The organism is Mesorhizobium sp. B1-1-7, from assembly GCF_006442705.1.
Taxonomy (GTDB): Bacteria; Pseudomonadota; Alphaproteobacteria; order Rhizobiales; family Rhizobiaceae; genus Mesorhizobium; species Mesorhizobium opportunistum.
In genome coordinates this window covers 208,960-235,583 of record NZ_VFWQ01000004.1, presented here as the reverse complement: position 1 = coordinate 235,583, position 26,624 = coordinate 208,960, and the positions used below count along the sequence as shown (strand labels likewise).

Annotated in this window: 25 protein-coding genes; 14 read left to right on the top strand and 11 right to left on the bottom strand. The window is 63.4% G+C overall.

From position 1 onward, the window contains the following. Positions 1-20: 20 nt before the first annotated feature. The 3 genes from FJ978_RS08275 to FJ978_RS08265 all read right to left on the bottom strand — a co-directional run bounded on the left by FJ978_RS08275 (position 21) and on the right by FJ978_RS08265 (position 1,906). Complete coding sequence (locus FJ978_RS08275; RefSeq protein ID WP_140571621.1) at positions 21-533, bottom strand: CAP domain-containing protein; 513 nt, start codon at positions 531-533, stop codon at positions 21-23. 127 nt (positions 534-660) lie between these two features. Beyond that, on the bottom strand, positions 661-1,236 hold the full coding sequence (locus FJ978_RS08270) for a DUF308 domain-containing protein (protein WP_140571619.1): 576 nt from the start codon (positions 1,234-1,236) through the stop codon (positions 661-663). 76 nt (positions 1,237-1,312) lie between these two features. Then, a complete protein-coding gene (locus FJ978_RS08265) occupies positions 1,313-1,906 on the bottom strand; it encodes a TetR/AcrR family transcriptional regulator (RefSeq protein WP_140571617.1) in 594 nt (197 codons plus the stop codon). Between the two features lie 198 nt (positions 1,907-2,104). Between FJ978_RS08265 and FJ978_RS08260 the strand changes: the two genes are divergently transcribed. Next, positions 2,105-2,929 (top strand): DUF2189 domain-containing protein, encoded by an 825-nt coding sequence (locus tag FJ978_RS08260; RefSeq protein WP_140571615.1) that lies wholly within the window; start codon positions 2,105-2,107, stop codon positions 2,927-2,929. Positions 2,930-2,998: 69 nt separating this feature from the next. Then, positions 2,999-3,808, top strand: a complete 810-nt coding sequence (locus FJ978_RS08255; RefSeq protein ID WP_246678088.1) for a dienelactone hydrolase family protein — start codon at positions 2,999-3,001, stop codon at positions 3,806-3,808. Here FJ978_RS08255 and FJ978_RS08250 read toward each other — a convergent pair. From FJ978_RS08250 to FJ978_RS08240, 3 genes are all read right to left on the bottom strand, one after another. Then, the gene (locus tag FJ978_RS08250) at positions 3,805-4,437 is read right to left on the bottom strand and encodes a LysE family translocator (RefSeq protein WP_140571613.1); all 633 of its coding nucleotides are present in this window, start codon (positions 4,435-4,437) and stop codon (positions 3,805-3,807) included. The genes FJ978_RS08255 and FJ978_RS08250 overlap by 4 nt on opposite strands. A 129-nt stretch (positions 4,438-4,566) precedes the next feature. Beyond that, complete coding sequence (locus FJ978_RS08245) at positions 4,567-6,552, bottom strand: TadE/TadG family type IV pilus assembly protein (RefSeq protein ID WP_181176711.1); 1,986 nt, start codon at positions 6,550-6,552, stop codon at positions 4,567-4,569. A gap of 200 nt (positions 6,553-6,752) precedes the next feature. Further along, on the bottom strand, positions 6,753-8,687 hold the full coding sequence (locus FJ978_RS08240; RefSeq protein WP_140571611.1) for a TadE/TadG family type IV pilus assembly protein: 1,935 nt from the start codon (positions 8,685-8,687) through the stop codon (positions 6,753-6,755). A 302-nt stretch (positions 8,688-8,989) separates the two neighbouring features. Here FJ978_RS08240 and FJ978_RS08235 point away from each other — a divergent pair, with 302 nt between their 5' ends. The 3 genes from FJ978_RS08235 (at position 8,990) to FJ978_RS08225 (ending at position 11,250) form a co-directional block, all read left to right on the top strand. Beyond that, a complete protein-coding gene (locus FJ978_RS08235; protein WP_181176723.1) occupies positions 8,990-9,850 on the top strand; it encodes a TIGR01459 family HAD-type hydrolase in 861 nt (286 codons plus the stop codon). A 6-nt stretch (positions 9,851-9,856) separates the two neighbouring features. Then, complete coding sequence (locus FJ978_RS08230) at positions 9,857-10,837, top strand: bifunctional riboflavin kinase/FAD synthetase (RefSeq protein ID WP_140571608.1); 981 nt, start codon at positions 9,857-9,859, stop codon at positions 10,835-10,837. Positions 10,838-10,923: 86 nt separating this feature from the next. Next, a complete protein-coding gene (locus FJ978_RS08225) occupies positions 10,924-11,250 on the top strand; it encodes a hypothetical protein (protein WP_049802475.1) in 327 nt (108 codons plus the stop codon). A gap of 4 nt (positions 11,251-11,254) precedes the next feature. Here FJ978_RS08225 and FJ978_RS08220 read toward each other — a convergent pair whose 3' ends face one another. Next, complete coding sequence (locus tag FJ978_RS08220; protein WP_013896128.1) at positions 11,255-11,809, bottom strand: HdeD family acid-resistance protein; 555 nt, start codon at positions 11,807-11,809, stop codon at positions 11,255-11,257. 230 nt (positions 11,810-12,039) lie between these two features. Between FJ978_RS08220 and FJ978_RS08215 the strand changes: the two genes are divergently transcribed. After that, positions 12,040-12,810, top strand: coding sequence for a MipA/OmpV family protein (locus FJ978_RS08215; protein ID WP_246678087.1), 771 nt, complete (start codon positions 12,040-12,042; stop codon positions 12,808-12,810). Here FJ978_RS08215 and FJ978_RS08210 read toward each other — a convergent pair. Further along, entirely contained in the window at positions 12,786-12,989 is a 204-nt protein-coding gene (locus tag FJ978_RS08210; RefSeq protein WP_140571602.1) for a hypothetical protein, read from the bottom strand. The genes FJ978_RS08215 and FJ978_RS08210 overlap by 25 nt on opposite strands. Positions 12,990-13,097: 108 nt before the next feature. Between FJ978_RS08210 and ileS the strand changes: the two genes are divergently transcribed. Together ileS and FJ978_RS08200 are read left to right on the top strand one after the other, a co-directional pair. Beyond that, positions 13,098-16,067: an isoleucine--tRNA ligase gene (ileS, locus tag FJ978_RS08205; protein WP_140571601.1), complete on the top strand. Its 2,970-nt coding sequence runs from the start codon at positions 13,098-13,100 to the stop codon at positions 16,065-16,067. Positions 16,068-16,325: 258 nt separating this feature from the next. Continuing rightward, positions 16,326-17,003, top strand: coding sequence for a hypothetical protein (locus FJ978_RS08200; protein ID WP_140571599.1), 678 nt, complete (start codon positions 16,326-16,328; stop codon positions 17,001-17,003). Between the two features lie 40 nt (positions 17,004-17,043). Here the strand turns inward: FJ978_RS08200 and FJ978_RS08195 are convergent, their stop codons facing one another. Continuing rightward, positions 17,044-17,493, bottom strand: coding sequence for a nucleoside deaminase (locus FJ978_RS08195; protein ID WP_013896124.1), 450 nt, complete (start codon positions 17,491-17,493; stop codon positions 17,044-17,046). Between the two features lie 242 nt (positions 17,494-17,735). On the opposite strand from FJ978_RS08195, the gene FJ978_RS08190 reads away from it, so the two are divergent. The 5 genes from FJ978_RS08190 (at position 17,736) to FJ978_RS08170 (ending at position 24,317) form a co-directional block, all read left to right on the top strand. Next, positions 17,736-19,766: a pseudouridine synthase gene (locus FJ978_RS08190; RefSeq protein WP_140571597.1), complete on the top strand. Its 2,031-nt coding sequence runs from the start codon at positions 17,736-17,738 to the stop codon at positions 19,764-19,766. A 46-nt stretch (positions 19,767-19,812) separates the two neighbouring features. Beyond that, a complete protein-coding gene (gene rsmD / locus FJ978_RS08185; protein WP_140571595.1) occupies positions 19,813-20,367 on the top strand; it encodes a 16S rRNA (guanine(966)-N(2))-methyltransferase RsmD in 555 nt (184 codons plus the stop codon). A gap of 169 nt (positions 20,368-20,536) precedes the next feature. Further along, entirely contained in the window at positions 20,537-21,925 is a 1,389-nt protein-coding gene (locus FJ978_RS08180) for a pitrilysin family protein (protein WP_140571593.1), read from the top strand. 203 nt (positions 21,926-22,128) lie between these two features. After that, complete coding sequence (locus FJ978_RS08175) at positions 22,129-23,451, top strand: pitrilysin family protein (RefSeq protein WP_140571591.1); 1,323 nt, start codon at positions 22,129-22,131, stop codon at positions 23,449-23,451. Then, positions 23,448-24,317, top strand: a complete 870-nt coding sequence (locus tag FJ978_RS08170) for a patatin-like phospholipase family protein (protein WP_140571589.1) — start codon at positions 23,448-23,450, stop codon at positions 24,315-24,317. The genes FJ978_RS08175 and FJ978_RS08170 overlap by 4 nt, the downstream gene beginning before the upstream one ends. A 67-nt stretch (positions 24,318-24,384) precedes the next feature. Here FJ978_RS08170 and FJ978_RS08165 read toward each other — a convergent pair whose 3' ends face one another. Further along, complete coding sequence (locus FJ978_RS08165; protein ID WP_140571587.1) at positions 24,385-24,927, bottom strand: dihydrofolate reductase family protein; 543 nt, start codon at positions 24,925-24,927, stop codon at positions 24,385-24,387. A 174-nt stretch (positions 24,928-25,101) separates the two neighbouring features. Here FJ978_RS08165 and FJ978_RS08160 point away from each other — a divergent pair, with 174 nt between their 5' ends. Then, positions 25,102-26,001, top strand: coding sequence for an HNH endonuclease (locus tag FJ978_RS08160; RefSeq protein ID WP_140571585.1), 900 nt, complete (start codon positions 25,102-25,104; stop codon positions 25,999-26,001). Between the two features lie 50 nt (positions 26,002-26,051). Here the strand turns inward: FJ978_RS08160 and efp are convergent, their stop codons facing one another. Next, positions 26,052-26,618, bottom strand: coding sequence for an elongation factor P (gene efp, locus FJ978_RS08155; RefSeq protein ID WP_023766508.1), 567 nt, complete (start codon positions 26,616-26,618; stop codon positions 26,052-26,054). Positions 26,619-26,624: the final 6 nt, after the last annotated feature.

The following is a 26,624-nucleotide window of genomic DNA, read 5'->3' as shown; positions in this document are numbered from 1 at the left end:
AGTAGGATAGCCGGGAAGCTCTACCTGCCCAGAACCAGCGCCCAATAGCGCAGGTTAGGGTCACGCCCGTCGCGGACATAGGCGAGCCCGAAGCGGCTGAAATCCGGATCGAGTATGTTGCGCCGGTGGCCCTGCGAATGCATCCAGATGTCGAACAGTTTTTGCTGGTCGAAGCGGCCTTCGGCGATGTTCTCGGCCGCGGCCCCCCGTACTCCGTTGTCCTTCATGCGCGAGGCAAAATCCTTGCCCCAGCCCGTGGTGTGGCTCATGCGCTCACGCGACGCCATATAGCCAGCCTGCTGCAGCGCCGCCTGCTCGAGCTGGGTGTCGGGGACGAGCGGCCCCAACCCCGCGGTGGCGCGCAGGCTTGCCAGCGTGCCGGTCGCGGAGGACGAGACTCCGGCGCCTTGCCCGGTCGGCAGCGAAACAGTGCCGCAGGCGGCAAGGCCGGCCAGGGCCGCGAGACCGATCAGAAGGGCACGCCTGCTTCGGCGCGGTTCGACGGCGGAATGGGAATGAGCAGCAGTGGTCATTCCTGCCTGAATAGTCGCGATCGTGGCTTTTGACGGGCAAGCGGCGAAAATTTCGTGCCGCCGCCCTTTGCGCCAATCGGTTTCCTGCCAATCCTTAGGGACAACGAGGCGGCCTGGGGCCGCGGGCCTATGCAGTCTTCCGCCGCGATTGGCTCACGCTCAGCCACACCGCCGAAACCAGGAAGTAGAAGGCGCCTACCGCGGCATAGCCGGCCACGTTGGTGATGGAGGGCGGCATCGGCATCCGCGCCTGGATGATGAAAAACGTGCCCGCCAGCGCTGATTGCCCGCCGCTCAGGATCATCGCCCACTGCGCGCCAAAACGCTTCCAACGGCGGACGGCGGTGCCGAGCTGAAGCAGGCCGGACAGGATCGCCCATACGCCGAACACGCCGAGCACCCAATTCATGCTCATCGTCAGCGCGAGAACCACCGCGAGCGCTGTCGCCAGGCTGGCCAGGACGTTGATGGCCTGCGTGCGATTGCGTCCCAATCCTCCACTGCGCGATGCGTCGACAAAATTGGCCAGCGCATCCCATGCGGGATAAGCCACGAGTAGAACCGCGGCGATCGCCAGGGAATGCTGTCCCACCGTGAAGGCAGCCGCCACCCAGGCCGCCGAGAATGCCGTCCGGGCGAAGTAGTAGAGTTTGAGCCATTGTTCCTCGCTGGCGCGGGAAAGATCGCCACTGTGAACCGTCATTGGATTGTCCTTTCGACTAGTAGGTAGGGATTTGCGACGAGCGTCGCGGAGTAATTTGCGTCGTGGTGTTTGAGACCTAGGACCGTATCTGGAGGGAAGCGAGCCGCTCCAGGAGCGGGCCCGTCACGGCGCCGAATATCTTCGGATCGCCATAGGCCCGCGCCGAAAGCATCGCGCCGTGAACCGTCGCCATGAACGCTTCGGCCTCTGCGCGAGGGGTGGTCATCAGGTGCAGCTGGCCATGCCGCGCCCCGCGCTCCAGCACCGATGCCAGCCACGCCGACAGGGAGCGGAAATGGGCGCGGACCTCCAGGCCAACTTCCCCGGGCAGGACCGGGAGTTGGCCTGCCAGCAGCGCGCAGACGCAGAATGGAGCGCTGGCGTCCGCGATACAGGCTTCCCAGTACCCAACGTAGAGTCGAAGCTGTTCGAGCGGGTCGGAGACCTGCAGTTCGAGATTAGCCATCCCCGCTTCGGCTTCTTCCCGATACCGCGCAACCAGCGTGCGGACCAAGTCGACCTTGCTTGGGAAATGGTGATGGATGCTCGCCTTGCGAATCCCGACGACATCGGCGATGTCGGCATAACTGAAACCGTTGTAGCCCCCAGCGACGATCAGGGAACGCGCGCAAGCCAGGATGTCGTCGGAGGTCGTAGACAGGTTGCTCATGGCCCTTACCTACCTTCTGGTAGGATGGTCGTCAAGTGGACTAGCCTGGGTGATGGAGAGCACAATCTTGTGATGCTGTATCCAAGACCATCGATTTGGCGACAAGACCTGGCAAATCGGCTATGCTGCCACATCTACTAGTGGCAGCTGCGGGCGGCCTCACGGCGGTGACCGCCCCCGATTAACGGAGGGAAGGTTATGGCCAACTTTCATGTCATGGCGGACGCGCGTGGAATGCATGTGCAGCCCGCGGTGCGCCACATCACCACCTCGGATCTCTGGGACGCGTTGCGGCTCGGCGCCGAGGATTTCTGGGCAAAACCGTCCCACTATGTGTTCCTGTGCCTGATCTACCCGATCGTCGGCCTGATCCTCACCCAGTGGTCGTCGGGCTCCAATGCCATCCAGCTCGTCTATCCCTTGATGTCGGGCTTTGCATTGGTCGGCCCGTTCGCCGCCATCGGCCTTTACGAGATCAGCCGCCGGCGCGAACTCGGCATGAACACCAACTGGCGGCATGCCCTCGATGTCCGCCACTCCTCGGCACTGCCATCGATTGTGGTCATCGGCATCATGCTGTTCGCGCTGTTCCTGCTGTGGCTGTTCACGGCGCAGTCGATCTACACCAGCCAGTTCGGCGACCAGCCGCCGGCCTCCGTCGGCGCCTTCCTGCGCGACGTGCTGACGACCAGCAAGGGTTGGACGTTGATCCTCGCCGGCAATGCCGCGGGCTTCGTCTTCGCAGTGGTCGTGCTGGCCACCACGGTGATCGCCTTCCCGCTGTTGCTCGACCGCGATGTCGGCGCCGTTTCGGCAATCGAGACCTCGGCCCGCGCGGTCATGGCAAATCCGCTGCAAATGGCGCTGTGGGGCCTGATGGTCGCCGTGCTCCTCGTGATCGGCTCGATCCCGCTCTTTGCCGGCCTGGCCGTGGTCATGCCGATCCTTGGCCATGCCACCTGGCACCTCTACCGCAAGGTGATAGAGCCGGAGCGGACGCAGCAGATAAGGCGGCCGATGTAGGCAAGCCGGCGCCATCGCATGCAACGGCCGGGACCGCTTGGGAAGCTTTTCCGGCCGGTCTGCCTTGGCATGGCCGGCTATCTCGCTTGCGCGCCCGCGAACGCCGAGGAAGCGGTTCGATTTCAAAGCGCGGCGGTCGCGCCGACGCCACTTCAGATGCGCAATGCGCAACAAAACGGGCAGGCGCTCAAAGCTGTTCCCGGCACGCCCTTGAACGGCTATCTGACGCGGCCGCCGGGCGAGGGGCCGTTCCCGGCTGTCGTGGTTCTTCACGGGTGTACGGGTCTATCCCCGGATGTAAAGAAAACCTGGTCGGAGCGGCTGTCTTCCTGGGGTTACGTCTCCCTCTTTGTCGACAGCTTCAGCACCCGCGGCATTCGCGAGACGTGTGATGGCAAGCCGCTTGCCGATCGCGTCTATGACGCCTACGGCGCCCTGGAGTTCCTGTCGAAATACAGTTTTGTCGATCCGCGGCGCATAGCGTTGGCGGGGTCCTCCGCTGGCGGAACCACAACGCTCGAGGCCGTGCAATCCGGTGGCGCCGAGCATCTTATGGAGCGCAAGTTCAAGGCGGCGATTGCCTACTATCCGAATTGTTCGGCAACGAATGGCGACATGGCGGTCCCGACCTTGATCCTGATCGGCGAGCTCGACGACTGGACACCCGCCAAAAAATGCCTGGGGATGATGGCCCGTCGCAATGGCAAGGGAAGCGCGGTGCAGCTCGACGTCTTCAAGGGCGCCCGTCACGCATTTGCCTCGCCCGGATCGAAGACTGGCGGCGAGGACTATGGTCACCGGGTGGAGTACAATGCGGCTGCCGCCGAGCAATCGATAACCGACGTACGCGTCTTTCTGAAAGAAGCGTTCGGCGGCTAGCGCTGCGCGTCGGTCGCCATCTTCAGGGCCAGCGCCGTCAGCACCGTTCCCATCATCCAACGCTGGATGACCAGCCACAAGGGCCGGCCGGCAAGGAAGGCTGCAATCGAGCCGGCCGTCACGGCGATGATGGCATTGACGCTCAGGCTGATCGATATCTGCGTCGCGCCGAGCACCAGAAGTTGCGACAGCACATGGCCCTTGCCGGGACTGATGAATTGCGGCAGCAGCGACAGATAGAGCACGGCCACCTTGGGGTTGAGGAGATTGGTCATCAGCCCCATGGCGAACAGCTTTCGCGGCCTGTCCTTCGGCAGGTCGCGCACCTGGAACGGCGAGCGTCCGCCGGGCTTCACCGCCTGCCAGGCCAGCCACAAGAGATAGAGCACGCCGGCAAAGCGCAGCGCATCATAGGCGAAAGGCACGGCGAGCAGCAGCGCGGTGATGCCGAACGCAGCCGACACCACATAGAACAGGAAGCCGACCGCAACCCCGCCAAGCGAGATCAGCCCGGCCTTCGGCCCTTGCGACAGCGAGCGCGAGATCAGGTAGATCATGTTCGGGCCCGGCGTCAGCACCATGCCGAGGCAGACCAGCGCGAAAGCGATATGATTGGCGGTGTCGGGCATTGTTCGTCCCCAAGGCTCGTCGCAGCGTGTCGCGATGGATGCGGGCGATCTCGCGAGCGCGCAATATGTGCCCGTCACGGCAGGCGCCCGCAAGGGCTTGGCGGCGCCACGCGTTGCGCCAGGGAAGCTTTAGCCGACCACCCGCAGGTTCGACAGTTCGTTGCCGATTTCCTTGAAATCGTTCGACAGGCTGGCCCCGGTAGCATTCCAGAACAGCTTCGCCGGCTTGCTCGGATCGGTCGGGTCCTTTCGGAAGCGCGACTCCGACGAGCAGGATTTCAGCGCATCGATCGCCAGCTTGTCGCTGGCCTTGGTCGTCGACAGGTCGAGCGCCACCGTCATCACCATGATGTTGGCCGCCTTGGCGTTGTTGCAAAGCGTCGCCATCTGCTCGTTGAGTGCGTTCGTGTAGTTGCCGTTCGAATAGTCGAACTGACCGATGGCGGTCGATGTGCCCATGAACATCCGCCCGACCGAGGTGCCGTTGTAACCGGGGTTGAGATAGCCGTAGGACGCATAGGTCGATTTCGAGTCGGCGGGATCTGAATAACTCAGCGAGGACGGCGTATAGTAGGTGTTGGCGCCGTCGGTCAAAACGATCACCACCTTGTCGTTGCCCTTTTCCGTCTCCAGGCGCCCTTGCGTGAACGGCTCGCCGCTCGAAACCACCCGCCAGCCCCACGCCATGCCTTCGGGAACATTGGTGCCGCCATTCGGCTGCATCAGGTCGATCGCGGCCTTGATCGCGGTGGCTCCATCGGTGACGCTGACATCGGTCAAAGGCGTGATCGCATTGGTGGTGCAGCTGTAGTTCGGGCCGTTGCCGGTGGGCAACGCTGGCGCATTGATCGGCCGCGGCTGGAAATACTTCGCCATGTTGCGCAGCCGTGATTGGCCGCTGGTGCTTGAAGGATCGTCATTCCACCAGCTGTTCACCGCACCATAGGTCACCGGGGCGGCCTCGTCGGGATCCTGGGTGAGCTTCCAGTGATTGCCGGGTTCGTCCGGGGCGAACATCGGCACGAACATCGTTGCCGGATCGCCGACGCCGATGCCGGTGTTGGCCGAGCCGCCGGACGGCGGGGCGTCGTTGACATTATAGGGGTAGGGCCGGGCTTCGACGCAGCCCTGCCAACTGGCGAACGGGCCATAGGTATCGACGTAGTCGTACTCGTTGTGGCTGCGTTTGCAGGTGTTGTTCGAATAATATTCGTCGCACACCACGCGCTTGCTGTTGACGACACGCTCGTGGTTGGTGACCACCTGCATGTCGCGGTAGAGCGAAAACCGGGTCAGCATCTGGCCCTCCTCGCTGCCCCAGCCGGCGCCGCGCTTGTACCAGATCCCATTGGTCTTCTGGGCGTATTTGTCGGCGGCGTTCAGCGTCGACCAGTCGAAATTCTCGTTCGACACCGGGGACAGGCCCTCGGTGTCCATCCACGATGCGTTGCCGTTGCCAGGGCCGACATTCACCGAGGCAGCGAACGGCACGAGGCCGAATTGCACCGGTCTGTCGACCTGCTTGATCATGACCGCCTGCTGGGCAAGCGTGTCGACCAACTGCTTGGACGCGGTCTTGAGAAGGTCGATGCGTTTTTGGCCCGAGCCCGTGCCGAGCGTGGTCATCGATCCGGAATTGTCGAGCACCAGGGCAACTTCCAGCGTGTTCTTCAGCCGCACCTGGGAGGTGACGTCGAAGCTGATGCTCTGGTTCGCATCGGTTGCGGATTTGCCGACGAGCTGGGCGAAGGCAGGATAGAAATAGGGCTTGTAGTTCAGCCGGGCGGTCATCTTGAGCAAGCCGCCGCCTGCGGTGTTGCTGGGCAAGGTGACATTGAGCGTCGCGTTGGCGGGATTGAGATCGTTCAGGTTGGCATTGAAGAAGTCGAGCGCATAGGCTCTCAACTGGTCGTCGGTCGCGCCTTCCGTCAGCCGGCGTGCCGTGGCGAAATTGGCGGCGTCGAGCGCGTTCGTCACCATCTGCTTTTCGCGGTTCATTTCCGTGAAGTCGATCGCGAGCGCCAGGCCGCCCATCAGCGGTATCATCGCCACGGCTGTCATGAGAGCATAGTTGCCGCGCCTGTCGCGGCGGAACTGACGCCAGATTTCATGCATGTCTTGCAGCGGCCCCCGCCGGCGGATTCTCGATTGGCGCCAGCTTTTCACAAAACGCTGAAGGACGGGTTTGGGAAACCGCTCTATTGCTTGGTTGGCACTTCACCAACCGCTAACCAATCCAGAGCCTGCGGCCCCGATCCCGTTCAAAAGCAAAACGCCCTGCCGGGGCAGGGCGTTCATAAGGGCAAACCCGCCGATCAGCTGACGATGCGCAGGTTGGACAGCTCGTTGCCGATCGCCTTGAAATCGTTGGACAGCGTTGCCCCGGTCGAATTCCAGAACAGTTTCATCGGCTTGCTGGGGTCCGTCGGGTCCTTGCTGAAGCGGGAATCCGAAGAGCAGGCCTTCAGCGCATCCATCTGCGTTTTTTCCGCGGTATTGGTGGCATCCAGGTCGAGCGCGATGGTCATGACCATGACGTTGGCGGCCTTTGCATTGTTGCAGAGCGTGGTGAAATGCTCATTCATCGCCTTCGTGTAGTTGGCGTTGGAGTAGTCGCTCTTGATGACGCTGCTGCTGGTCCCCAGGAACATGCGGCCATAGCTGTAGCCATTGCTGTAAGGCGTCACATATCCCAGCGCGGAATAGATCGCCTTGTTACCGGCGAGGTCATTGGCGCCATAGTTGTAGTTGGTGCCGGAATAGGTCTGCGCAATGACTGAATCCGGTGTGTAGTAGGTGTTGGCGCCGTCGGTCAGAACGATCAGCACCTTGTCATTGCCTCTTTCGGTCTCGGGTCGGCCCTCGGTGAAGGGAGCCGTGCTGGAAAGCGTCCTCCAGCCCCAGGCCATGCCTTCCGGCACATTGGTGGCGCCGTCCGCGGCCATGGCATCGATGGCTGTCTTGACCGCGCTCGCGCCGGCTGTCGTGGAGACATCGGTCAACGGTTTGATCGGCGTGGTGCTGCAGCTCGTGTTCGGGCCGGCGTCCATGCCGTAGCTGGGTGTAACCGTGGTGGAGCCCGGATCGGCGAAATACTTCGGCATGAAGCGCTGGCGTATGGCGCTGCTGCTGTTCGACGTGACGTCGGTACGCCAATTGTTGTTGGCGGGGCGGCTATTGCTGTCGGTGAGGTCGGTTTCATCGGGCGCGAACATCGGCACGAAAAGCGTTGCAGGTGTTCCGGTCGCTGCGGGAGTGTCATTGATATTATACGGATAGGGCCGGGATTCGACACACCCTCCCCAAGACGCGACACTGCCATATGTTGCCGGTGTCGTCGTCGTCGTGCAGCCTCTCCAGGTACATGTCGTGCTCGTGGAACTCGCCGTCACGACGCGCTTCATCTGGTTGTAGATGGAGAAGCGGGTCAGCGGCAGGTCTTTCTGGGTAGCGTCCCATCCAGTGCCCTTGGCGTACCAGACGCCGGCGATGTTCTGGGCATATTTGGTGGACGAGTAGGACGAACTCATGCTCGTCCAGTCGAAATTCTCATGATGGATCGGCGAGATGCCGGTGGTGTCCATCCATGCCGCAGAGGCATTGCCCGGATCGACATTCACCGAGGCGGCGAAGGGGACGAGGCTGAATTGGACCGGCTTGCTGACCTGCTTCATCAACTGGGCCTGGCCGGCCAATTGGTCGACCAACTGCTTGGCGGCGTCCTTGAGCAGGTCGAACCGCACCTTGTTGGAACCCTTGCCGAGTTCCTTCATCGAGCCGGAATTGTCGAGCACCAGCGACACTTCCAGCGTGTTCTTGAGGCGCACTTCCGAACATGTGTTGAAGGCCATCGTGGTGGCGTTGCCGTTGGTGCCGCCCGCCAATATCTTCGCTGTCGGCAGGAAGTAGGGCTTGTAGGTCAGCGTGCCGCATAGCTTCAGTGTTCCGCCGCCGGTGTTGTTGTTGGGCAGCGTCACGGCCAGCGTGGTGTTGGCCGGATCGATATGCGCGAGATTGGCCTCGAAGAAATTCTTGGCATAGGCTATGGCTTCGGCGTCGGTGGCGCCGGCAACGATCTGCTGGGCGGTGGCGATGCCCGCGGCATCCAGTGCGTTCAGGGCGTTTTGCCGCTCGCGCACCATTTCGGTATAGTCGATGCCGATCGCCAGGGCACCCATGAGCGGCACCATGGCAAGGACGGTCATCAGCGCATAATTGCCGCGCCGATCATTTGCAAATTTCCGGATCATGCCTTTATCCACCCCCCGCCAAATCAAATTGGTGGTGACTGTGTCATAAATCGTTAAATTTCAGGTTGCCGGAATATATCCAAGGTCGAGCCTCGCTTTCAAAGCTCGTTAACCAAACCATCTGGTGATGGTTTCCGCCGCCGAATGGAGCACCCATCGGCGGACTGCCGGCCCTCTGCGCGATCTCCATGCGACACCCGGGCGAAAGCTGGTGACAGCATGGGCCGGTTCGGATAATTCGGACCGGTCGCGGCGAACCGTCGGCCGCGGCGCTCGCAATGGATCATATTGAAGGGAACGACATGGCGGATTCGCCTGAAATCGTCGGCTCGCTCGAAGACGTGTCGAAAGCCTATTCGGCAATTCTTTGCGATGTCTGGGGCGTGGTGCACAACGGCGAATGGCATTTTCCGGCAGCTGCGGCCGCGTTGGCGGCGGCAAGGGCGGCTGGTATTCCCGTTGTCCTCATCACCAATTCGCCTCGCCGCAGCGCCGATGTCGTGGCTCAAATGAGCGCGATCGGCGTTCCGCCGTCAGCCTATGACCGTGTGGTGACCTCGGGCGACGTGACCCGCGACCTGATCGCGGAAGGTCCGCGCAAAGTCTTCCATATCGGCGCCGACCGCGATCTGAACCTCTATGACGGCCTCGATGTCGAACTCGTCGAGGAATTCGAGGCCACCGGCGTCGTTTGCACCGGGCTGTTCGACGATGAGGTCGAAAAGCCCGAGGACTATGCCGAACTGCTGCGCCGTTTGCGTGCCAGGAACCTGCCGTTCATCTGCGCCAACCCCGATATCATGGTGGAGCGTGGCGAACGGATCATCTGGTGCGCCGGCGCCTTGGCGCGCGAGTATGCGCAGCTCGGCGGCCGCACACTGATCGCCGGCAAACCCTACGCGCCGATCTACATGGTCGCGATGAAGGAAGCGGCCGAGGCTCTTGGCCGACCGCTCGAGCGTTCGCAGGTATTGGCCATCGGCGACGGCATGATGACCGATGTGAAGGGCGCGGCCGACAATGGTTTCGACGTTCTCTATGTCTCCGGCGGCATTCACGCCCGCGACTATGGCGATGCCTTGCAGCCGGATCCGGCAAGGCTCGGCCTCTTCCTGGAACGACACGGCTATCGCCCGGTGGCCGTCATAGCCAGACTGCGGTAGGTGGCAATGGAAGCCTTTCAGCATCTCTCGGCGACCATGCCGCTGCCCGCCGACCTGAGGGGCGGCGTTGTCGCGATCGGCAATTTCGACGGCGTCCACCGTGGCCATCAGGCGGTGCTCGAACGGGCGTTGGCCGAAGCCGTGCGGCGCGGCGTGCCGGCCCTGGTGCTGACCTTCGAGCCGCACCCGCGAACGATCTTCAGGCCCGACATGCCGTTGTTCGTGCTGACGCCGCCGCCGATGAAGGCGCGGCTCCTGTCGTTGCTGGGCTTTGCCGCGTTGGTCGAGCAGCCGTTCACGCGCGACTTCGCCTCGCTGTCGGCGGAAGCGTTCGTCACCGATGTGCTGGAAAGGACGCTCGGCATCACGCATGCCGTGACCGGTTTCGATTTCCATTTCGGCAAGGACCGCCAGGGCGGTCCGGCCTATCTCATGGCGGCCGGCGAGCGCCATGGCTTCGGCGTCACGCTTGTCGACGCCTTCCGGGACGAGGGCGCCGAGGTGGTCTCGTCGAGCCGCATCCGCGCTTTGCTCTGCGATGGCGAGGTAGCCGAGGCCGCCGGCCTGCTCGGCTACCGCTTCACGGTGGAAAGCGAGGTCGTCGGTGGCCAGCAGCTCGGGCGAACGCTCGGTTTTCCGACGGCGAACATGCGGCTTCCCGCGGAAGCCGCCCTCAAGCAAGGGATCTATGCCGTCCGCTTTCGGCGCGCCGACGGCACGCTGCACGACGGCGTCGCCAGTTTCGGCCGCCGTCCGACAGTCGACGACAATGGCGCACCGCTGCTGGAAACCTTCGTCTTCGATTTCTCAGGCGACCTTTATAGCGAGATTTGCCAAGTGTCGTTCTTCGGCTTCCTGCGCAGCGAGATAAAATTCGACGGGCTCGATGCGCTGGTCGTGCAGATGAAGCGCGATGAAGCCGAGGCAAAGGCGCTGCTGGCCGGCGTCAAACCGCTTTCGGAGCTGGACAGCGCGATCGCTTTCTGACGGTCCTTGGCTGAAATCGCGGGAATACGCCAACGACTGTGAAACAATTCATCGAAGTCGGTTGGCGGGGCGTCCAACACTCGTTGATGAAAATCGACCTGTTCGTCTGGGGCGTGGTGATCGTCTGCGCAGGCTTGTTCATACTCTGCGATGGGCTGAGCGCGCATTGGGGCAAGACCGGCAGCGGTCGCAGCCTGGCATATGTCATGCTGCTGTCGCCGCTCTCCTACTGGGCCTTTGCCTTCATCAACACACGACTGGATCTTGCCGTGACCGGGGCTCTGGTCAACACCATCGTGGTCGCCGGCGCCGTGCTGGTCGGTGCGGTCGTCTTCAAGGAAGAGGTATCGTCGCTGCAATATATTGGAATTGCATTCGCGCTGATCTCGGTGACGCTGCTCAACCTCGCCTGATCATCTACTTCTTCAAGGCAAGCCCGACCGCGATGAAGGTCCAGCCCTGAAAAATCAGGTCGATCGCCAGGAACAGTCCGAGCACCCACAGGCTGTTGACCGGCCAGCCCATGGCGATGATCAGGCCGGCGAGCACGCTGATGACGCCTGCCGCGACGATCCAGCCCCAGCCGCGTTCCGGGCGGTGACTATAGCCGACCCAGGCCCTGAGCGCGCCGGAAGCGACAAGCGCAACGGCCAGCAGGAAGGTCAGCACCGCCGAGGCGAGCAATGGATTGTCGAAGGCGAAAAATCCGGCGACAGCGTAAAGCAGTCCGCTGAGCAGCCAGTAGAAGAAGCGGCCCCAGGTCTTGACGCCGAACGCATGCATGATCTCGATGATGCCGGCCACCAGCATCAGCCAGCCGACGACATAGACGGAAGCCACCGTGGCGATGAACAGATTGCCGAAGGCGATGCCGCCGAGGATCAGCAGCAGCACGCCCAGACCGACGAACCATCCCCACTTGTCTCGCGTCTGGCCGATCGCGTTCTTCAGTGTATCGCCGTGCAGGGTCATGTCGCCACCTCCATTGAGGACCGCCAGCATGCAACAAAGTTATTCCTGGCGCCGATCCGCGTCCAGCCGATGGCGGACTGGATGGTGCAGGCAATACGAGCCCGATGTCTCGTCCTTAAATCAAATTTTACCAAAACCTCTTCAATGCTGTCGCCGAAGGACAGTTGTATCGTGTTAGTGGAGTTGCCATGAGTCCGGTCGGGAAGATTTCTGCAGCCTTGGCAACCGTCATGCTGGCTACCTCAGGCGCCGCCGAGGCCGGCGAGGGCGCTTTCGGCTGGCTGTCCGGCGACTGGTACCTGACGGTCGGCGCCACCGGCATGGTGGCGCCCAATTTCGAGGGCGGCAGGCAGTACCTGCTCAGTGCCTCGCCGATCATTTCGCTGGGCAAGGCCGGTCCGGCGGCTCGCTTCACCTCCCGCAACGACAACATTTCGTTGGCGCTTGTCGACGATGGCAGCGTTCGCGCCGGTCTGACCGGCAAGTTCCTGTTCTCGCGCGACGACAGCAATGCCGACGAGCTGAAGGGTCTCGATCCTGTTCGCTGGGGTGGCGAAGTCGGTGGCTTCTTCGAATTCTACCCGACGGACTGGTTGCGCGCTCGCGCTGAACTGCGCCACGGCATCCGCGCTCACAACGGCTTTGTCGCCGATATCGCCGCCGACGCCTTCTACGACGTGACGCCGACCGTCAGGATTTCGGGTGGACCGCGTGTGTCTTTTGCCTCGGCCAATTATTTCGACGCCTACTATGGCGTCGATGCGCAGGAGGCCGTGGCATCGGGCCTGAGCCGGTACAATCCCGGCGGCGGGCTGAAGTCTGTCGGCCTCGGCGGCGCGGTGACCTGGAAAGTGACCGATCCGATGACCGCCAGCCTGTTCGGAGAGTATTCGCGCCTGGAGGGTCCGGCAGCCGATTCCAGCCTGGTCAGGGAACGTGGCGACCGCAACCAGTTCATGGTCGGCGTGTCGACCACCTATCGCTTCGACTTTTCGATGTAGGCGAATCGAACGAGACGCTTTATTCCTGCCGCGGCTTCGGCTAAAAGCCCAGCCATGAGCAGCTTTTTGCGCGTTTTCGCGATCGCGATACGAATTACAGGCCCGGTGTTCCGGGCGGCCTGAGCGCCGCCGGAACCGCCGGGAGTTTCGCGCGCGCCCTCGCGCTTTTTCCAGAACATCAATGCATATCGCCCAAAAGTGGGTCCGGTTTTGGGAAACGGTATGCGTCAACCAAAGACTTCAACGCCCCGGCTTTTGTGCCGACGGGCTATGCAGATGGCAGATCAATGACCGACACTGTTGAAACGATCGACTATTCCAAGACGCTCTACCTGCCGCAGACGGATTTCCCGATGCGCGCCGGCTTGCCCGAGAAAGAGCCGGTGCTGGTCAAGCGCTGGCAGGATATGGACCTCTACCGCAAGCTGCGCGAGGAAGCCGCCGGCCGCGAAAAATACGTGCTGCATGACGGCCCGCCCTACGCCAACGGCAACATCCACATCGGCCATGCGCTGAACAAGATCCTCAAGGACGTCATCACCCGTTCGTTCCAGATGCGCGGCTATGATTCCAACTACGTGCCCGGCTGGGATTGCCACGGCCTGCCGATCGAATGGAAGATCGAGGAGCAGTACCGCGCCAAGGGCAAGAACAAGGACGAGGTGCCGGTCAACGAGTTCCGAAAGGAATGCCGTGAATTCGCCGCGCACTGGATCTCCGTGCAGGGCGGCGAGTTCCAGCGCCTCGGCGTCATCGGCGACTTCAAGAACCCCTATACGACGATGGCTTTCCACGCCGAGGCGCGCATCGCCGGCGAATTGTTGAAATTCGCCATGTCGGGCCAGCTCTATCGCGGCTCAAAGCCGGTGATGTGGAGCGTCGTCGAGCGCACGGCGCTGGCCGAGGCCGAGATCGAGTACCAGGACTATGAGAGCGACACGATCTGGGTGAAATTCCCGGTCGTCAGCCTTGCCCGGGAGGTCGCCAATGCCGAAGAGCCGGCGAAGCTGACCGAGACGTCGCTGGATCTGCTGGAAGCTCATGTCGTCATCTGGACGACGACGCCCTGGACCATCCCCGGCAACCGCGCCGTCAGCTATTCGCCGCGCATCGGCTATGGTCTTTACGAGGTCACCGCGGCCGAGAATGCCTTCGGGCCGCAGCCGGGCGAGAAGCTGATCTTTGCCGATGCTCTGGCGGAAGATTGCGCGGCCAAGGCCAAGGTCACCTTGAATCGCCTTCACAGCGTTTCGGCCGAACAGCTTGGAAGTCTTACGCTTTCGCATCCGTTCAAGGGTCTTGGCGGCGGCTACGAATTTGCCGTTCCGATGCTCGCCGGCGACCATGTCACCGACGATGCGGGCACCGGCTTCGTCCACACCGCGCCCGGCCACGGCCGCGAGGATTTCGATGCCTGGATGGATTCCGCTGCCGACCTGCGCGCGCGCGGTGTCGACACCGCGATCCCGTTCACGGTCGACGATGGCGGCTTCTTCACCAGGGACGCGCCGGGCTTCGGCCCGGACCGCGAGGGCGGGCCCCCGCGCGTCATCGACGACAACGGCAAGAAGGGGAACGCCAACCAGGCGGTCATCGACGAGCTGATCAAGCGCAACGCGCTGTTCGCGCGCGGTCGTCTGAAGCACTCCTATCCGCATTCCTGGCGGTCGAAGAAGCCGATCATCTTCCGCAACACGCCGCAGTGGTTCATCTACATGGACAAGGACCTCGGCGACGGCACGACGCTGCGCAGCCGCGCGCTGAAGGCGATCGACGACACCCGTTTCGTGCCGGCGGCAGGCCAGAACCGCATCCGCGCCATGATCGAGGAACGGCCCGACTGGGTGCTGTCGCGTCAGCGTGCCTGGGGCGTGCCGATCGCCGTTTTCGCCGACGAGGACGGCAATGTGCTCAAGGACGAGGCCGTCAACCAGCGCATCATGGACGCCTTCGAGACGGAAGGCGCCGACGCCTGGTTCGCGGCTGGCGCCAAGGAACGCTTCCTCGGCAATCACGACGCCTCCCGGTGGCGGCAGGTGATGGACATCCTCGACGTCTGGTTCGATTCGGGTTCGACGCATGTCTTCACGCTCGAGGACCGTCCCGACCTGAAATGGCCGGCCGATGTCTATCTCGAAGGTTCCGACCAGCATCGCGGCTGGTTTCATTCCTCGTTGCTCGAAAGCTGCGGCACCAGGGGCAGGGCGCCCTACGACACGGTGGTCACCCATGGCTTCACCATGGACGAGGACGGGCGCAAGATGTCGAAATCGCTCGGCAACACCGTCGTGCCGCAGGACGTGATCAAGCAGTCCGGCGCCGATATCCTGCGGCTCTGGGTGGTGACGACGGATTATTGGGAAGACCAGCGGCTCGGCAAGAACGTGCTGCAGACCAACATCGACGCCTACCGCAAGCTGCGCAACACGGTCCGCTGGATGCTGGGCACGCTCGCCCATGACGATGGCGAGGAGGTGCCGCTGGAAGCGATGCCGGAGCTGGAGCGGCTGATGCTGCACCGGCTGTCCGAACTCGACGAGGTGGTGCGCCAGGGCTACGACGCGTTCGAGTTCAAGCGCATCACCCGCGCGCTCATCGATTTCATGGTGGTCGAGCTGTCGGCCTTCTATTTCGACATCCGCAAGGACGCGCTCTATTGCGACGCGCCGTCGAGCGCGAAGCGCAAGGCCTCCGTGCAGGTGGTGCGTCATCTCTTCGACTGCCTGGTGAAATGGCTGGCGCCGATGCTGCCCTTCACCATGGAGGAGGCTTGGCTCGACCGTCATCCCGATGCGGTCTCGGTGCACCTCGACCAGTTCCCGGAAATCTCGGCGGATTGGAAGAACGAGGCCCTGGCGGAGAAATGGCGCAAGGTCAGGCAGGTGCGCCGCGTCGTCACCGGCGCGCTCGAGATCGCGCGTGCCCAGAAGGTGATCGGCTCCTCGCTGGAGGCGGTACCGGTGGTCACGATCAACGACGCGGCGCTCGAGGCGGCGATATCGGATGTCGACATGGCCGAGATGGCGATCACCAGCGATCTCGTCATTGCTCATGGCCAGGCGCCGCAAAGCGCCTTCACCCTGGACGACGTCAAGGGCGTCGCCGTGGTGGTCGAGAAGGCCGAGGATCGCGGCCTGGTCAAATGCGCGCGCTCCTGGCGCTACACGGCCGATGTCGGGCAGGACACGGAATTTCCCGATGTCTCGGCGCGCGATGCCGCCGTGCTGCGTGAGCTGAAGGCGCTCGGCCGGCTCTGATGCATGTTACCCAAAAGTGCATGGCGGCTTTTGGGATCACGGCATGCGCGGCCAGAATGCCCAGCATATCGGTGCACAAATACCACGCCGGGCGGTGCTGATCCGCCCGCGCGTTGCCCTTAATGAGTGGTTGAGGTAAACACGCGAAACTCCGGAAGACAAATTGTCGCCGGATTTCCGTCGCAAGTGCTTGGACGATGGGGACCGGACACAAGGCCGGTGGCAATCGAAAGGCTGTCTAGAGTGGGACTTTTTGGCATGACCGAGAGATATAAAGCGCGCCTTGCGCTTTTGGCGCCGCTTGTCGCATCGGGCCTCGCTTTGTCCGGCTGCATGGGCTCTCCGACCTATGGAACCGACAAGACTGCCGCCGAACAGCTGGCCGGCGATCTCACCGGCGCCGTTTCCTTCGCGCCGAAGCGCAAGGACCCGATCGACTACAAGCCGCGCCCGACGCTGGTGAAGCCGGCACCTGGCCAGAAGGAAGCGCTGCCGGTGCCGCAGAACAGCATCCAGACGGCGAGCGCCGAATGGCCTGAATCGCCCGAGCAGCGCCGCGCCCGCCTGCGCGCCGACGCCACGGCACACCAGGATGATCCGAACTATCAGTCGGAGATCGTTGACGACGTGCAGACCGATCCCGAGGCGATCAAGAAGGCGATGGCCGAATCAGGTTCCAGCCACCCGCCGGCTTGGACGCCCGCGGATTCCGACAAGGGCCGCGCCGCCGAGATCCAGCGCCGCCTTGCCGAAGGCAAGCAGGGCAATCCTAACACCCGCAAATATCTGAGCGAGCCGCCACTGGCCTACCGTGTCGCGTCCGATCAAGCGCCGCAGAACGAACTCGGCGAGGACGAGTACAAGAAGGAACGCCGCCTGAAGAAAGAGGCGGAAGGCAAGAAGGGCGGCTGGTTCGACTGGCTGCCGTCCCTGTAACAGCCGGCTGCGTCGATTGTGGACGGGCACGGCGCCCGGTTCAGTCGCGACGTTCCCTGAAAAATCCCTTGAGCAGCAGGCCCGCTTCGGTCTCGGCCATCCCCGGGTAGATGTCGGGCGCATGGTGGCAGGTCGGTGAGGCGAAGAAGCGCACGCCGTTGACCACCGCGCCGCCCTTTTCGTCGGCGGCGCCGAAATAGAGACGGCGCAGCCTGGCGAAGGAAATGGCGCCGGCGCACATGGCGCAGGGTTCCAGCGTCACATAGAGATCGTGGCCGGTAAGCCGCTCGGTCGCCAGTTTGCCGCAGGCCTCGCGGATCGCCAGCATCTCGGCATGCGCCGTAGGGTCGGCAAGCTCGCGGGTGCGGTTGCCGGCACTGGCGACGACAGTGCCGCCGCTGGCGATGACGGCGCCGACCGGCACTTCGCCGCGCAAGGCGGCTGCTTCGGCCTCTTTCAGCGCCACGGCCATGAAATCCGGCCGCTTCACGCGGTTTCCATTCCCATTGTGTCCTCGCCGCTCCAGGCTTTTGGTTTTCGTTTGTCTTTCCGGAAAAACCGGTCTCCACTTTTCCCTGACAAACTCTGATGATCCTGTTATTGAGCGCATAACCTCGAAAATCGGACTCGATTTTCGGAAATGATCATGCGCCAAATCAAAAGTGCTACAGCGTTCGTTGCGCGCCCGAAAGGATGCGCCACGCTGTAGCAGCGCAAACGGACAAAGGCCACATGGACGACAACGACAAGAAATCTCCGCGCCAAAAAGGCCCGGGCAAGAAACCCGCAGGCCCGCGTGGCGGTGGCAAGCCGTCCTTCGGCGCCAAGAAACCCTACGCGCCGCGCGGCGATCGTCCGATGGCCGCCGAGGGCGAGCGGCCGAAGCGCAACTTCAAGAGCGGCGACAAGCCGTTCAGCAAGGGGCCGCGCCCCGAAGGCAAGCCCTATGAGAAGCGCGAAGGTCCGCGCAAGCCTTACGCGCCGCGCGGCGATCGTCCGATGGCGGCCGAAGGCGAGCGCAAGCCCTACGAGAAGCGCGAAGGTCCGCGCAAGCCCTACGCCCCGCGTGGCGATCGCCCTGTGGCGGCCGAAGGCGAGCGCAAGCCCTACGAGAAGCGCGAAGGTCCGCGCAAACCCTACGCCCCGCGTGGCGATCGCCCTGTGGCGGCCGAAGGTGAGCGCAAGCACTATGAGAAGCGCGAAGGTCCGCGCAAGCCTTACGCGCCACGCGGCGACCGTCCGGCTGCTTCTGCGGAAGGTGGCGAAAGGCGCTTCGACCGTCCCAAGCGCGATTTCGGCGACCGTCCCAAGCGCGATTTCAACGATCGTCCCAAGCGCGACTTCGGCGATCGTCCGCAAGGCGCATCCGGCGGCTTCAGGCCCCGCCCGCGTCCCGCCGAGGCAGAAGAAGAAGCCGGTGAACGGATCGCCAAGCGCCTGGCGCGCGCCGGTCTTGCCTCGCGTCGCGATGCCGAGGACCTGATCGCCGCCGGCCGCGTCAAGGTCAATGGCCGGGTGCTGGCCTCGCCGGCCTTCAATGTGATGCCCGGTGACATCATCCATCTCGACGGCATGGAAATCCCGCCGATCGAGCGCACGCGCCTGTTCCTGTTCCACAAGCCGGCCGGCGTCGTCACCACCAACCGTGATCCGGAAGGCCGCAAGACCGTCTTCGACGTGCTGCCGGCCGAATTGCCGCGGCTGATGACCATCGGCCGGCTCGACATCAACACCGAAGGCCTGCTGCTGCTGACCAATGATGGCGGCCTGTCGCGCGTGCTCGAACTGCCGGCCACCGGCTGGCTGCGCCGTTACCGCGTGCGGGTCCACGGCAAGGTCGAGGAAAGCGCGCTTGCCGGCCTGCGCGAGGGCATTGCCGTCGACGGTGTCTTCTATGGCGCGATCGAAGCCAGCCTCGACCGCGAGCAGGGCTCCAATGCCTGGCTGACGATCGGGCTGCGCGAAGGCAAGAACCGTGAGGTCAAGAACATCCTCGGCGCTCTCGGCCTCGACGTGACGCGGCTGATCCGCATCTCCTACGGGCCTTTCCAGCTTGAGGATCTTCCGGAAGGTCACGTGCTGGAGATCAAGGGCCGCGTGCTACGCGACCAGCTCGGCGAGCGCCTGGTCGAGGAATCCGGCGCCAATTTCGACGCCGAGATTACAAAGCCGTTTTCCAACAAGCCGGTGCGGCGCACCGAACCGCGCCAGGAAGAAGCCGAATGGCCGAAAATTATGCGCGAGGGCGACCATCGGCCGATCGGCGAGGGCGGTCTGATCAAGAACCGCAAGCGCCGCGAAGGCAGCCGCGACGAGGCGCTGGGCAAGCTGTCGACCAGCCCCGACAGAGGCGAGAGACCGGAAAAGAGTTTTGGCGAACGCGGTCCGAGGCCCGAACGCGGCGGCTTTGGCGACAAGCCGCGCGGCAATTTTGGCGACAAGCCGCGCGGTGGCTTCGGTGACAAGCCTCGTGGCGGTTTTGGCGGCAAGAAGCCCGAGCGCGAGCAGCGGCCGATCGAGCCGCCCGGCCAGCGCAAGGCCAATGTCTGGATGGCGCCGGGTGCCCGGCCGATCGGCAAGGGCAGGGCTGAAGCCGACGCTGCCAAGGCGGCCGAAGCCAAGGCGCGCAAGGCGTCGTTCAAGCCGTCCTATGGCAAACCGGGCGGCGCAAAACCGTTCGGCAAGCCGCGTGGCGAGCGTCCTGGCGGCGCCGGTGGCGGTGAGCGGCCGCGCGGCGGTCCCAAGGGGCCCAGGACGAAATGAGACCGGACTTAAATGAGACCCGGACTTAAATGAGACCCGGACTTAAATGAGAATCGTTGGCGGTGAGTTTCGCGGGCGTCCGCTGGCGACGCCCCGCAGCAGTGCCATCCGTCCGACGACCGACCGCACCCGCGAGGCCGTCTTCAACGTGCTGGCGCATCGCTTTGGCGAGCAGTTGGACGGCGCGCGCGTGCTCGACCTGTTTGCCGGCACCGGCGCGCTTGGCCTGGAAGCGCTGTCGCGGGGGGCATCCTATGGCGTGTTCATCGAGGAATCGGCCGAAGGCCGCGGCCTGATCCGCGACAATGTCGAGGCCTTCGGGCTGACCGGCCGCACCAAGATCTTCCGCCGCGACGCAACCGCCCTTGGCGAGGCCGGCACGCTGGCGCCGTTCGGCCTCGTCTTCGCCGATCCGCCCTACGGCAAGGGCCTTGGCGAGCGCGCCCTGCAGTCGGCCAAGGCCGGCGGCTGGCTGCGGCCCGGCGCACTCTGCGTGGTCGAGGAGACCGCGGCGGTTCCCTTCGAGCCAGGCGCCGGCTTTTCCGTGCTCGACGAGCGCAACTACGGCGAGACCATCATCCGCTTCATCGAGGCTGGCTGACACGCTTGCGTTCAGAGGCCTCTTTGCCGCCGCCTTTGCCGGCAACAACAATTCGCTTTGCTTGTCGCCAGCACCTTGCCTATCGTCCTGTCCAAGCAATTCCAGGAAAAGTGTGAAGCGGTTTTCCCACGGGAATTGCGTCAAAACGAAGAGAAAACCGGAGCCATTGATGACACCCAGAGTTGAATGGCTACGGGCAGCACTGCTGGCGACGTCGCTGGCTTTTGTCATGACCGGCCCGGTGCCGGCCGCCAGCCCCGTATTGCCCGACACCGTGCCGGCCGAGTTCAAGGTGACGGATTTCCTGCTCGACAACGGCATGGAAGTGGTCGTCATTCCCGACCACCGTGCGCCCATCGTCACCCACATGGTGTGGTACAAGATCGGCAGCGCCGACGAGCCGCCGGGCAAATCCGGCATCGCCCACTTCTTCGAGCATCTGATGTTCAAGGCGACGACCCATCACGCGGCCGGCGAGTTCGACCGTGCCGTCTCCGATATCGGCGGCTCCAACAACGCCTTCACCTCCTATGACTACACCGCTTTCCACGAGACGGTGGCGCCCTCGGCGCTCGAACAGATGATGAGCTTCGAGGCCGACCGCATGCGCAACCTCATCCTCACCGACGACGTCATCAAGACCGAGCGCGATGTCATCCTCGAGGAGCGCCGCTCGCGCATCGACAACAATCCGCAGGCCGTGCTCGACGAGGAAGTCGATGCCACGCTGTGGCAGAACCAGCCCTACCGCATTCCGGTGATCGGCTGGATGCAGGAGATGGAGCAGCTCAACCGCACCGATGCCACCGCCTTCTATGACAAGTATTACAGGCCCAACAACGCCGTGCTGATCGTCGCCGGCGATGTCGAGCCCGACGCGGTGCGGGCGCTGGCCGAAAAGACCTACGGCAAGGTGGCGCGCGGGCCGGACCTGCCGCCGCGCGTGCGCCCGGTCGAACCGGAGCAGAATACCAAGCGCACCGTCACGCTTTCCGACGCCCGCGTCAGCGTGCCCAGCTTTTCGACGCAATGGGTGGTGCCGTCCTACCACACCGCCAAGCCGGGCGAGGCTGAGGCGCTCGATCTGCTTGCCGAGATCCTCGGTGGCGGCAACCGCAGCCGGCTCTACCAGGCGCTGGTGGTCAAGCAGGGCATCGCCTCCAACGCCGGCGCGTATTTCCAGGGCACCATGCTCGACGACACCAATTTCACCGTCTATGGCTCGCCGCGCGGCGACGCCAGGCTCGCCGACATCGAAGCTGCTGTCGATGCGGAGGTGGCGCGTATCGCCAGCGGCGGCGTCACGCCCGGAGAACTCGAAAAGGCCAAGGACCGCTATGTCAGGTCTATGGTCTTTGCCCGCGACAAGCAGGATTCCATGGCCGAAATCTATGGCTCGACATTGGCCACCGGCGGCAATGTGCAGGATGTCCAGCAATGGCCCGACCGCATCCGCAAGGTCACCGCGGACGAGGTCAAGGACGTCGCCGCGCGCTATCTGGTGCTGGCCCACTCGACCACCGGCTATCTCTTGCCGCAGCAACAGGCGGGGAATTGATGATGAAGCGGTCGATGCACATACACGAAGCCGTGAACGCGCCTTCCCTTCTCCCCTTGTGGGAGAAGGTGGATCGGCGCGCAGCGCCGAGACGGATGAGGGGTGCGCGACAGGGTGCCGTCCTTGCCAAGCTGGAGCACCCCTCATCCGACCGAGCTTCGCTCGGCCACCTTCTCCGGCAAGGGGAGAAGGGAAGACCGCGCGTGGCCACCACGCTCGCAACTTTCGTCCTCGCCATCCTCTTCCTGGTCCTGCCGGCACTTGCCGCCCGCGCCATGGAGATCCAGTCCGTCACCTCCTCGAAGGGCGTCACCGCCTGGCTGGTGGAGGACTATTCCGTGCCGGTGGTCGCCGTTCGTTTCGTCTTCGGCGGCGGCTCGACGCAGGATCCGCCGGGCAAGGAAGGGCTGGCCAACCTGATGACCGGCCTGTTCGACGAGGGCGCCGGCCCGCTCGATTCGGAAGCCTTCCAGATCAGGCTCGACGATGCCGGCGCCGAGATGGGCTTCGAGGAGAACCGCGACGGCATCTACGGCTCGATGCGCATGCTGGCCGAACAGCGCGACGAGGCCTTCGACCTGCTGCGGCTGGCGGTCAACGAGCCGCGCTTCGACCAGGCGCCGATCGACCGCATCCGTGCCCAGATCCTGTCTGGCATCATCGCCAACGAGAATGACCCCGACACGGTCGCGCAGAACCGATGGGCCCGCGCCATCTATGGCGACCACCCCTATTCGCGCTCCGACCAGGGCACCAGGCAGAGCATCGCCGCCATCACGCAGGAAGATCTCAACGCGCTGCACAAGGCGGTGTTCGCACGCGGCGGCCTGCATGTCGCAGTGGTCGGCGCCATCGATGCCGGGACGTTGAAGAAGAAGCTGGACATGGTGTTCGGAAACCTGCCTGAGAAACAGGCGCTCGCCCCCGTCGCCGATATCGAGCCGAAGCTGGCGCAGCATCTGGAGGTCAATTACGATCTGCCGCAGACCTCGCTGCAGCTCGCCTGGCCCGGCGTGAAGCGCAAGGCTGTGGATTTCTTCCCGGCGGTGCTGATGAACGAGATCCTCGGCGGTGGCACCTTCACCTCGCGCCTGTTCCAGGAGGTGCGTGAAAAGCGCGGGCTGGCCTACAGCGTCGATTCCTCGCTGGTCAACCAGGACCACGCCAACGCGCTGATCGTCACCACCGGCACGCGATCGGACCGCGCGGCCGAGACGCTCGGCATCGTGCGCGCCGTCGCCAAGCGGTTGGCTGAGGACGGCCCGACCGAGGCTGAGCTCGCCGCAACCAAGAAATATTTGATCGGCGCCTACGCCATCAGCAATCTGAACTCCTCGAGTTCCATCGCGGCGACGCTGGTCGAGCTGCAGCTCGACGATCTCGGCATCGACTACATGCAGCGGCGCGCCGGCTACATCAACGCGGTGACGCTCGACCAGGTCAAGGCGGCGGCGAAGAAGCTGCTGTCGGCCGAACCGACCATCATGGTCGTCGGACCTCCGCTGGCCGGAGCCGGCAAGGGATGAGCCCGACTTTTGGAATAGCCTTCGGCGGTGGCGGCGCACGAGGCCTGGCGCATATCCATGTCATCGAGGCGCTGGACGAGCTCGGCATCCGGCCGGTGGCGATCGCCGGCTCGTCGATCGGCGCCATCATGGGCGCCGGCATGGCCGCCGGCATGACCGGCAAGGACATCCACGACTATGCCCGCTCGGTCCTCGGCCGGCGCGCCGAGGTGGCAAGCCGCATGTGGCGGGCCCGGCCGGGCACGATCGCCGAAGCCATGCAGGGCGGCATCCGCGTCAGCCAGTTCAATGTCGAGCGCATCCTCAAGGCCTTCCTGCCCGACGCCATTCCCGAAACCTTCGCCGAGCTGAAGATCCCGCTGAAGGTGACGGCGACCGACTATTTCGGCCACAAGCTCGCCGTGTTCGACGACGGCGATCTGCATTCGGCACTTGCCGCCTCGGCCGCCATCCCCGCCGTGTTCCGCCCGGTGATGCGCAACGGCCGCCTGCTGATCGACGGCGGCATCTACAACCCCGTGCCGTTCGACCTGATCGAGAACGATGCCGACATCATCATCGGCGTCGACGTGGTCGGCGCGCCGGAAGAAGCCGACCGCAAGCACCCCACCTCCGTCGATCTGATGTTCGGCGCCACGCAGTTGATGATGCAATCGATCACCGCCAACAAGCTGAGACAAACCCAGCCCGATATCCTGGTCCGCCCGACTGTGTCGAAATACCGCGTGCTCGATTTCCTGAAGATCGACGCCCTGATGAACGAGACGGTGGCGATCAAGGATCAGCTGAAGCGGGAGGTGGAGCGGGTGGTGGAGGCGCGGAATGGCGCCGCCGCCAAGGGGAGGCGGGCCAAGGAAGCCGGGTAAGGACGGTGCGACGCCGGCAATTGGTCGCCAAGGTCGACTGCTGTTGTCATCCAGGCATGGAAGCCCATTACGACTTCGCCGCCATCGGCACATACTCAAGCGCTACAACCCCGTTGCTGAATGGCGTTGCGGAGATCAACTCAAGCGGCACTTGTTCACCAGGCGGGAACAGCTTCTTGCCCTGGCCGACGGCGCCGGGATAGCTGAGCAGCCTGACGCGGTCGACCAGACCGTGGCGCAGCAGTTCCTGCGCGACGCTCAGGCTGCCATGCACATAGATGTTGCCGCCGCTGCCTTCCTTCAGGGCTCGCACCGCCACCGGCAGTGGCCCCTTGAGCAGTTCGGCCGGTTTCCAGTCGAGCGCCTTCAAGGTGCTGGAAGCGACATACTTCGGCAGCGCGTTGAACCGGTCGGCGAAGGTTCCGGTTTCATCAGGCCACGAACCGGCAAAGATCTCATAGGTCGTGCGCCCCAGAAGCATGGCGCCGCTGTCGGCCAGTTCGTCCTCCTTGAAGCTGTTCATCTCATCGTTCCAGGTGATGCTTGGCAGCTTCTCGACCTCGGCGATGCCATCGACGCTGATGAATTCGGTGACGATAAGTTTTCTCATGGCGTCCTCCTTCTTTGCTCAAAGGACGAACCGGGCGGGCCCTTTGCGACTGCCCCCGTGAAAAAATCTGGAGCGGTTTGTCGGAGAGGGTAATTTCTCTGGCCTAGACTAAGCTTCCAAGATCGAATTTTGGTGCTACATCTCGGCGGATATCCCCAAAATTACAGGAAGATCATGGGATTCGGGGTCTTCATCCACCGGTCGGATTCGATCTACGACGACAGCCCCGCTGAGCGATATCAGTTCCCCAGCCAGTATCTGCGTCGTGTGGAAGCATGCGTTGGTGACTGGATCATCTACTACGAACCAAGCAAAGTGGATGATACCCGCGGCTATTTCGCCATGGCCAAAGTCCAGCAGGTTATTCCCGATCCCGCTGCGCCTGGTATGTATCTCGCTTTGATTGAGCCAGGATCATACCTCGATTTTGCCAATCCTGTTCCATTTAATGGGACAGACGGTCTCGCTGAGCGGGGTCTGCTTAACGACCAAGGACGGATTTCCGGCCGCGCTCAATCTGCCGTCCGGCCAATCAGTCCAAGCGATTTCAACCGTATTGTCGATCTTGGCCTTGATGCCCGTGAGTTGCTGCTGCCACGCGTGGATGAGACCGGCATTTCCTCCGGGTTTGAGGACGAGGGGGCCGCATTCCAGTTCGAGCAGAGTCGTGATCGTGTGAGCTACATCGGATCGCGAATCGTGCGGGACCGTATTTTCCGCCGCATCGTCTTGCGCGCCTATGACGAGCGCTGTGCGATCACGGGACTGAAGCTGATAAATGGAGGCGGTCGAGCAGAGGTTTCTGCCGCCCATATTCGACCTGTCGAAAAGAATGGACCAGATATCGTCAGCAATGGGATCGCGCTATCCGGTACCGCGCATTGGATGTTCGATCGAGGACTAATCAGCCTATCCGATGATCTGGAAATCCTGATATCGAGGCAGGTTAACGACCTGGCAAGCGTGCAGACGTTCATAAACAGGACTCGCCGCGCGATTTCGCCCCGCCGACAGCTCGAACGCCCGCATCCGCATTTCCTGCAATGGCACCGCGAGCACTGTTTCAAGCAGTGAGGTGACGCTTGGCTTCCAGCTTGGGATTGGCGGACCTAAGGGCGCCCCCCTCAGTCCTTCGCCCGCTCCACATACGCGCCATCCGCCGTCATCACCACCACGCGGGTGCCGGGCGCGATGTGCGGCGGCACGGTGGTGCGGACGCCGTTGGAGAGGACGGCGGGCTTGTAGGAGGACGATGCCGTCTGGCCCTTGGTGGTCGGTTCGGTCTCGACCACTTCGAAGGTGGCGCGCTGCGGCAGCACAAGGGAAATCGCGATGCCGTTGAACTGCGAGACCTGCACCGGCATGCCTTCCTGCAGATAGGGCGCGGCGTCGCCGACCACGGCTTCCGACACCGCCACCTGGTCGTAGGTTTCCGGGTTCATGAAGTGATAGCCTTCGCCGTCGGCGTAGAGGAAGGTGTGCTCGCGCTCCTCGACATAGGCGCGCTCCACCTGCTCGGTGGTGCGGTAGCGCTCCGAGACCTTCACCCCGTCGCCGATGCGGCGCATGTCGAGCTGCGTCACCGGGGTGCCCTTGCCTGGGTGGATGTTTTCGGCAAAGAGGATCACATAAAGCTTGCCGTCCTTTTCGACGACATTGCCTTTGCGGAGCGAACTGGCGATGACTTTCACCACGGT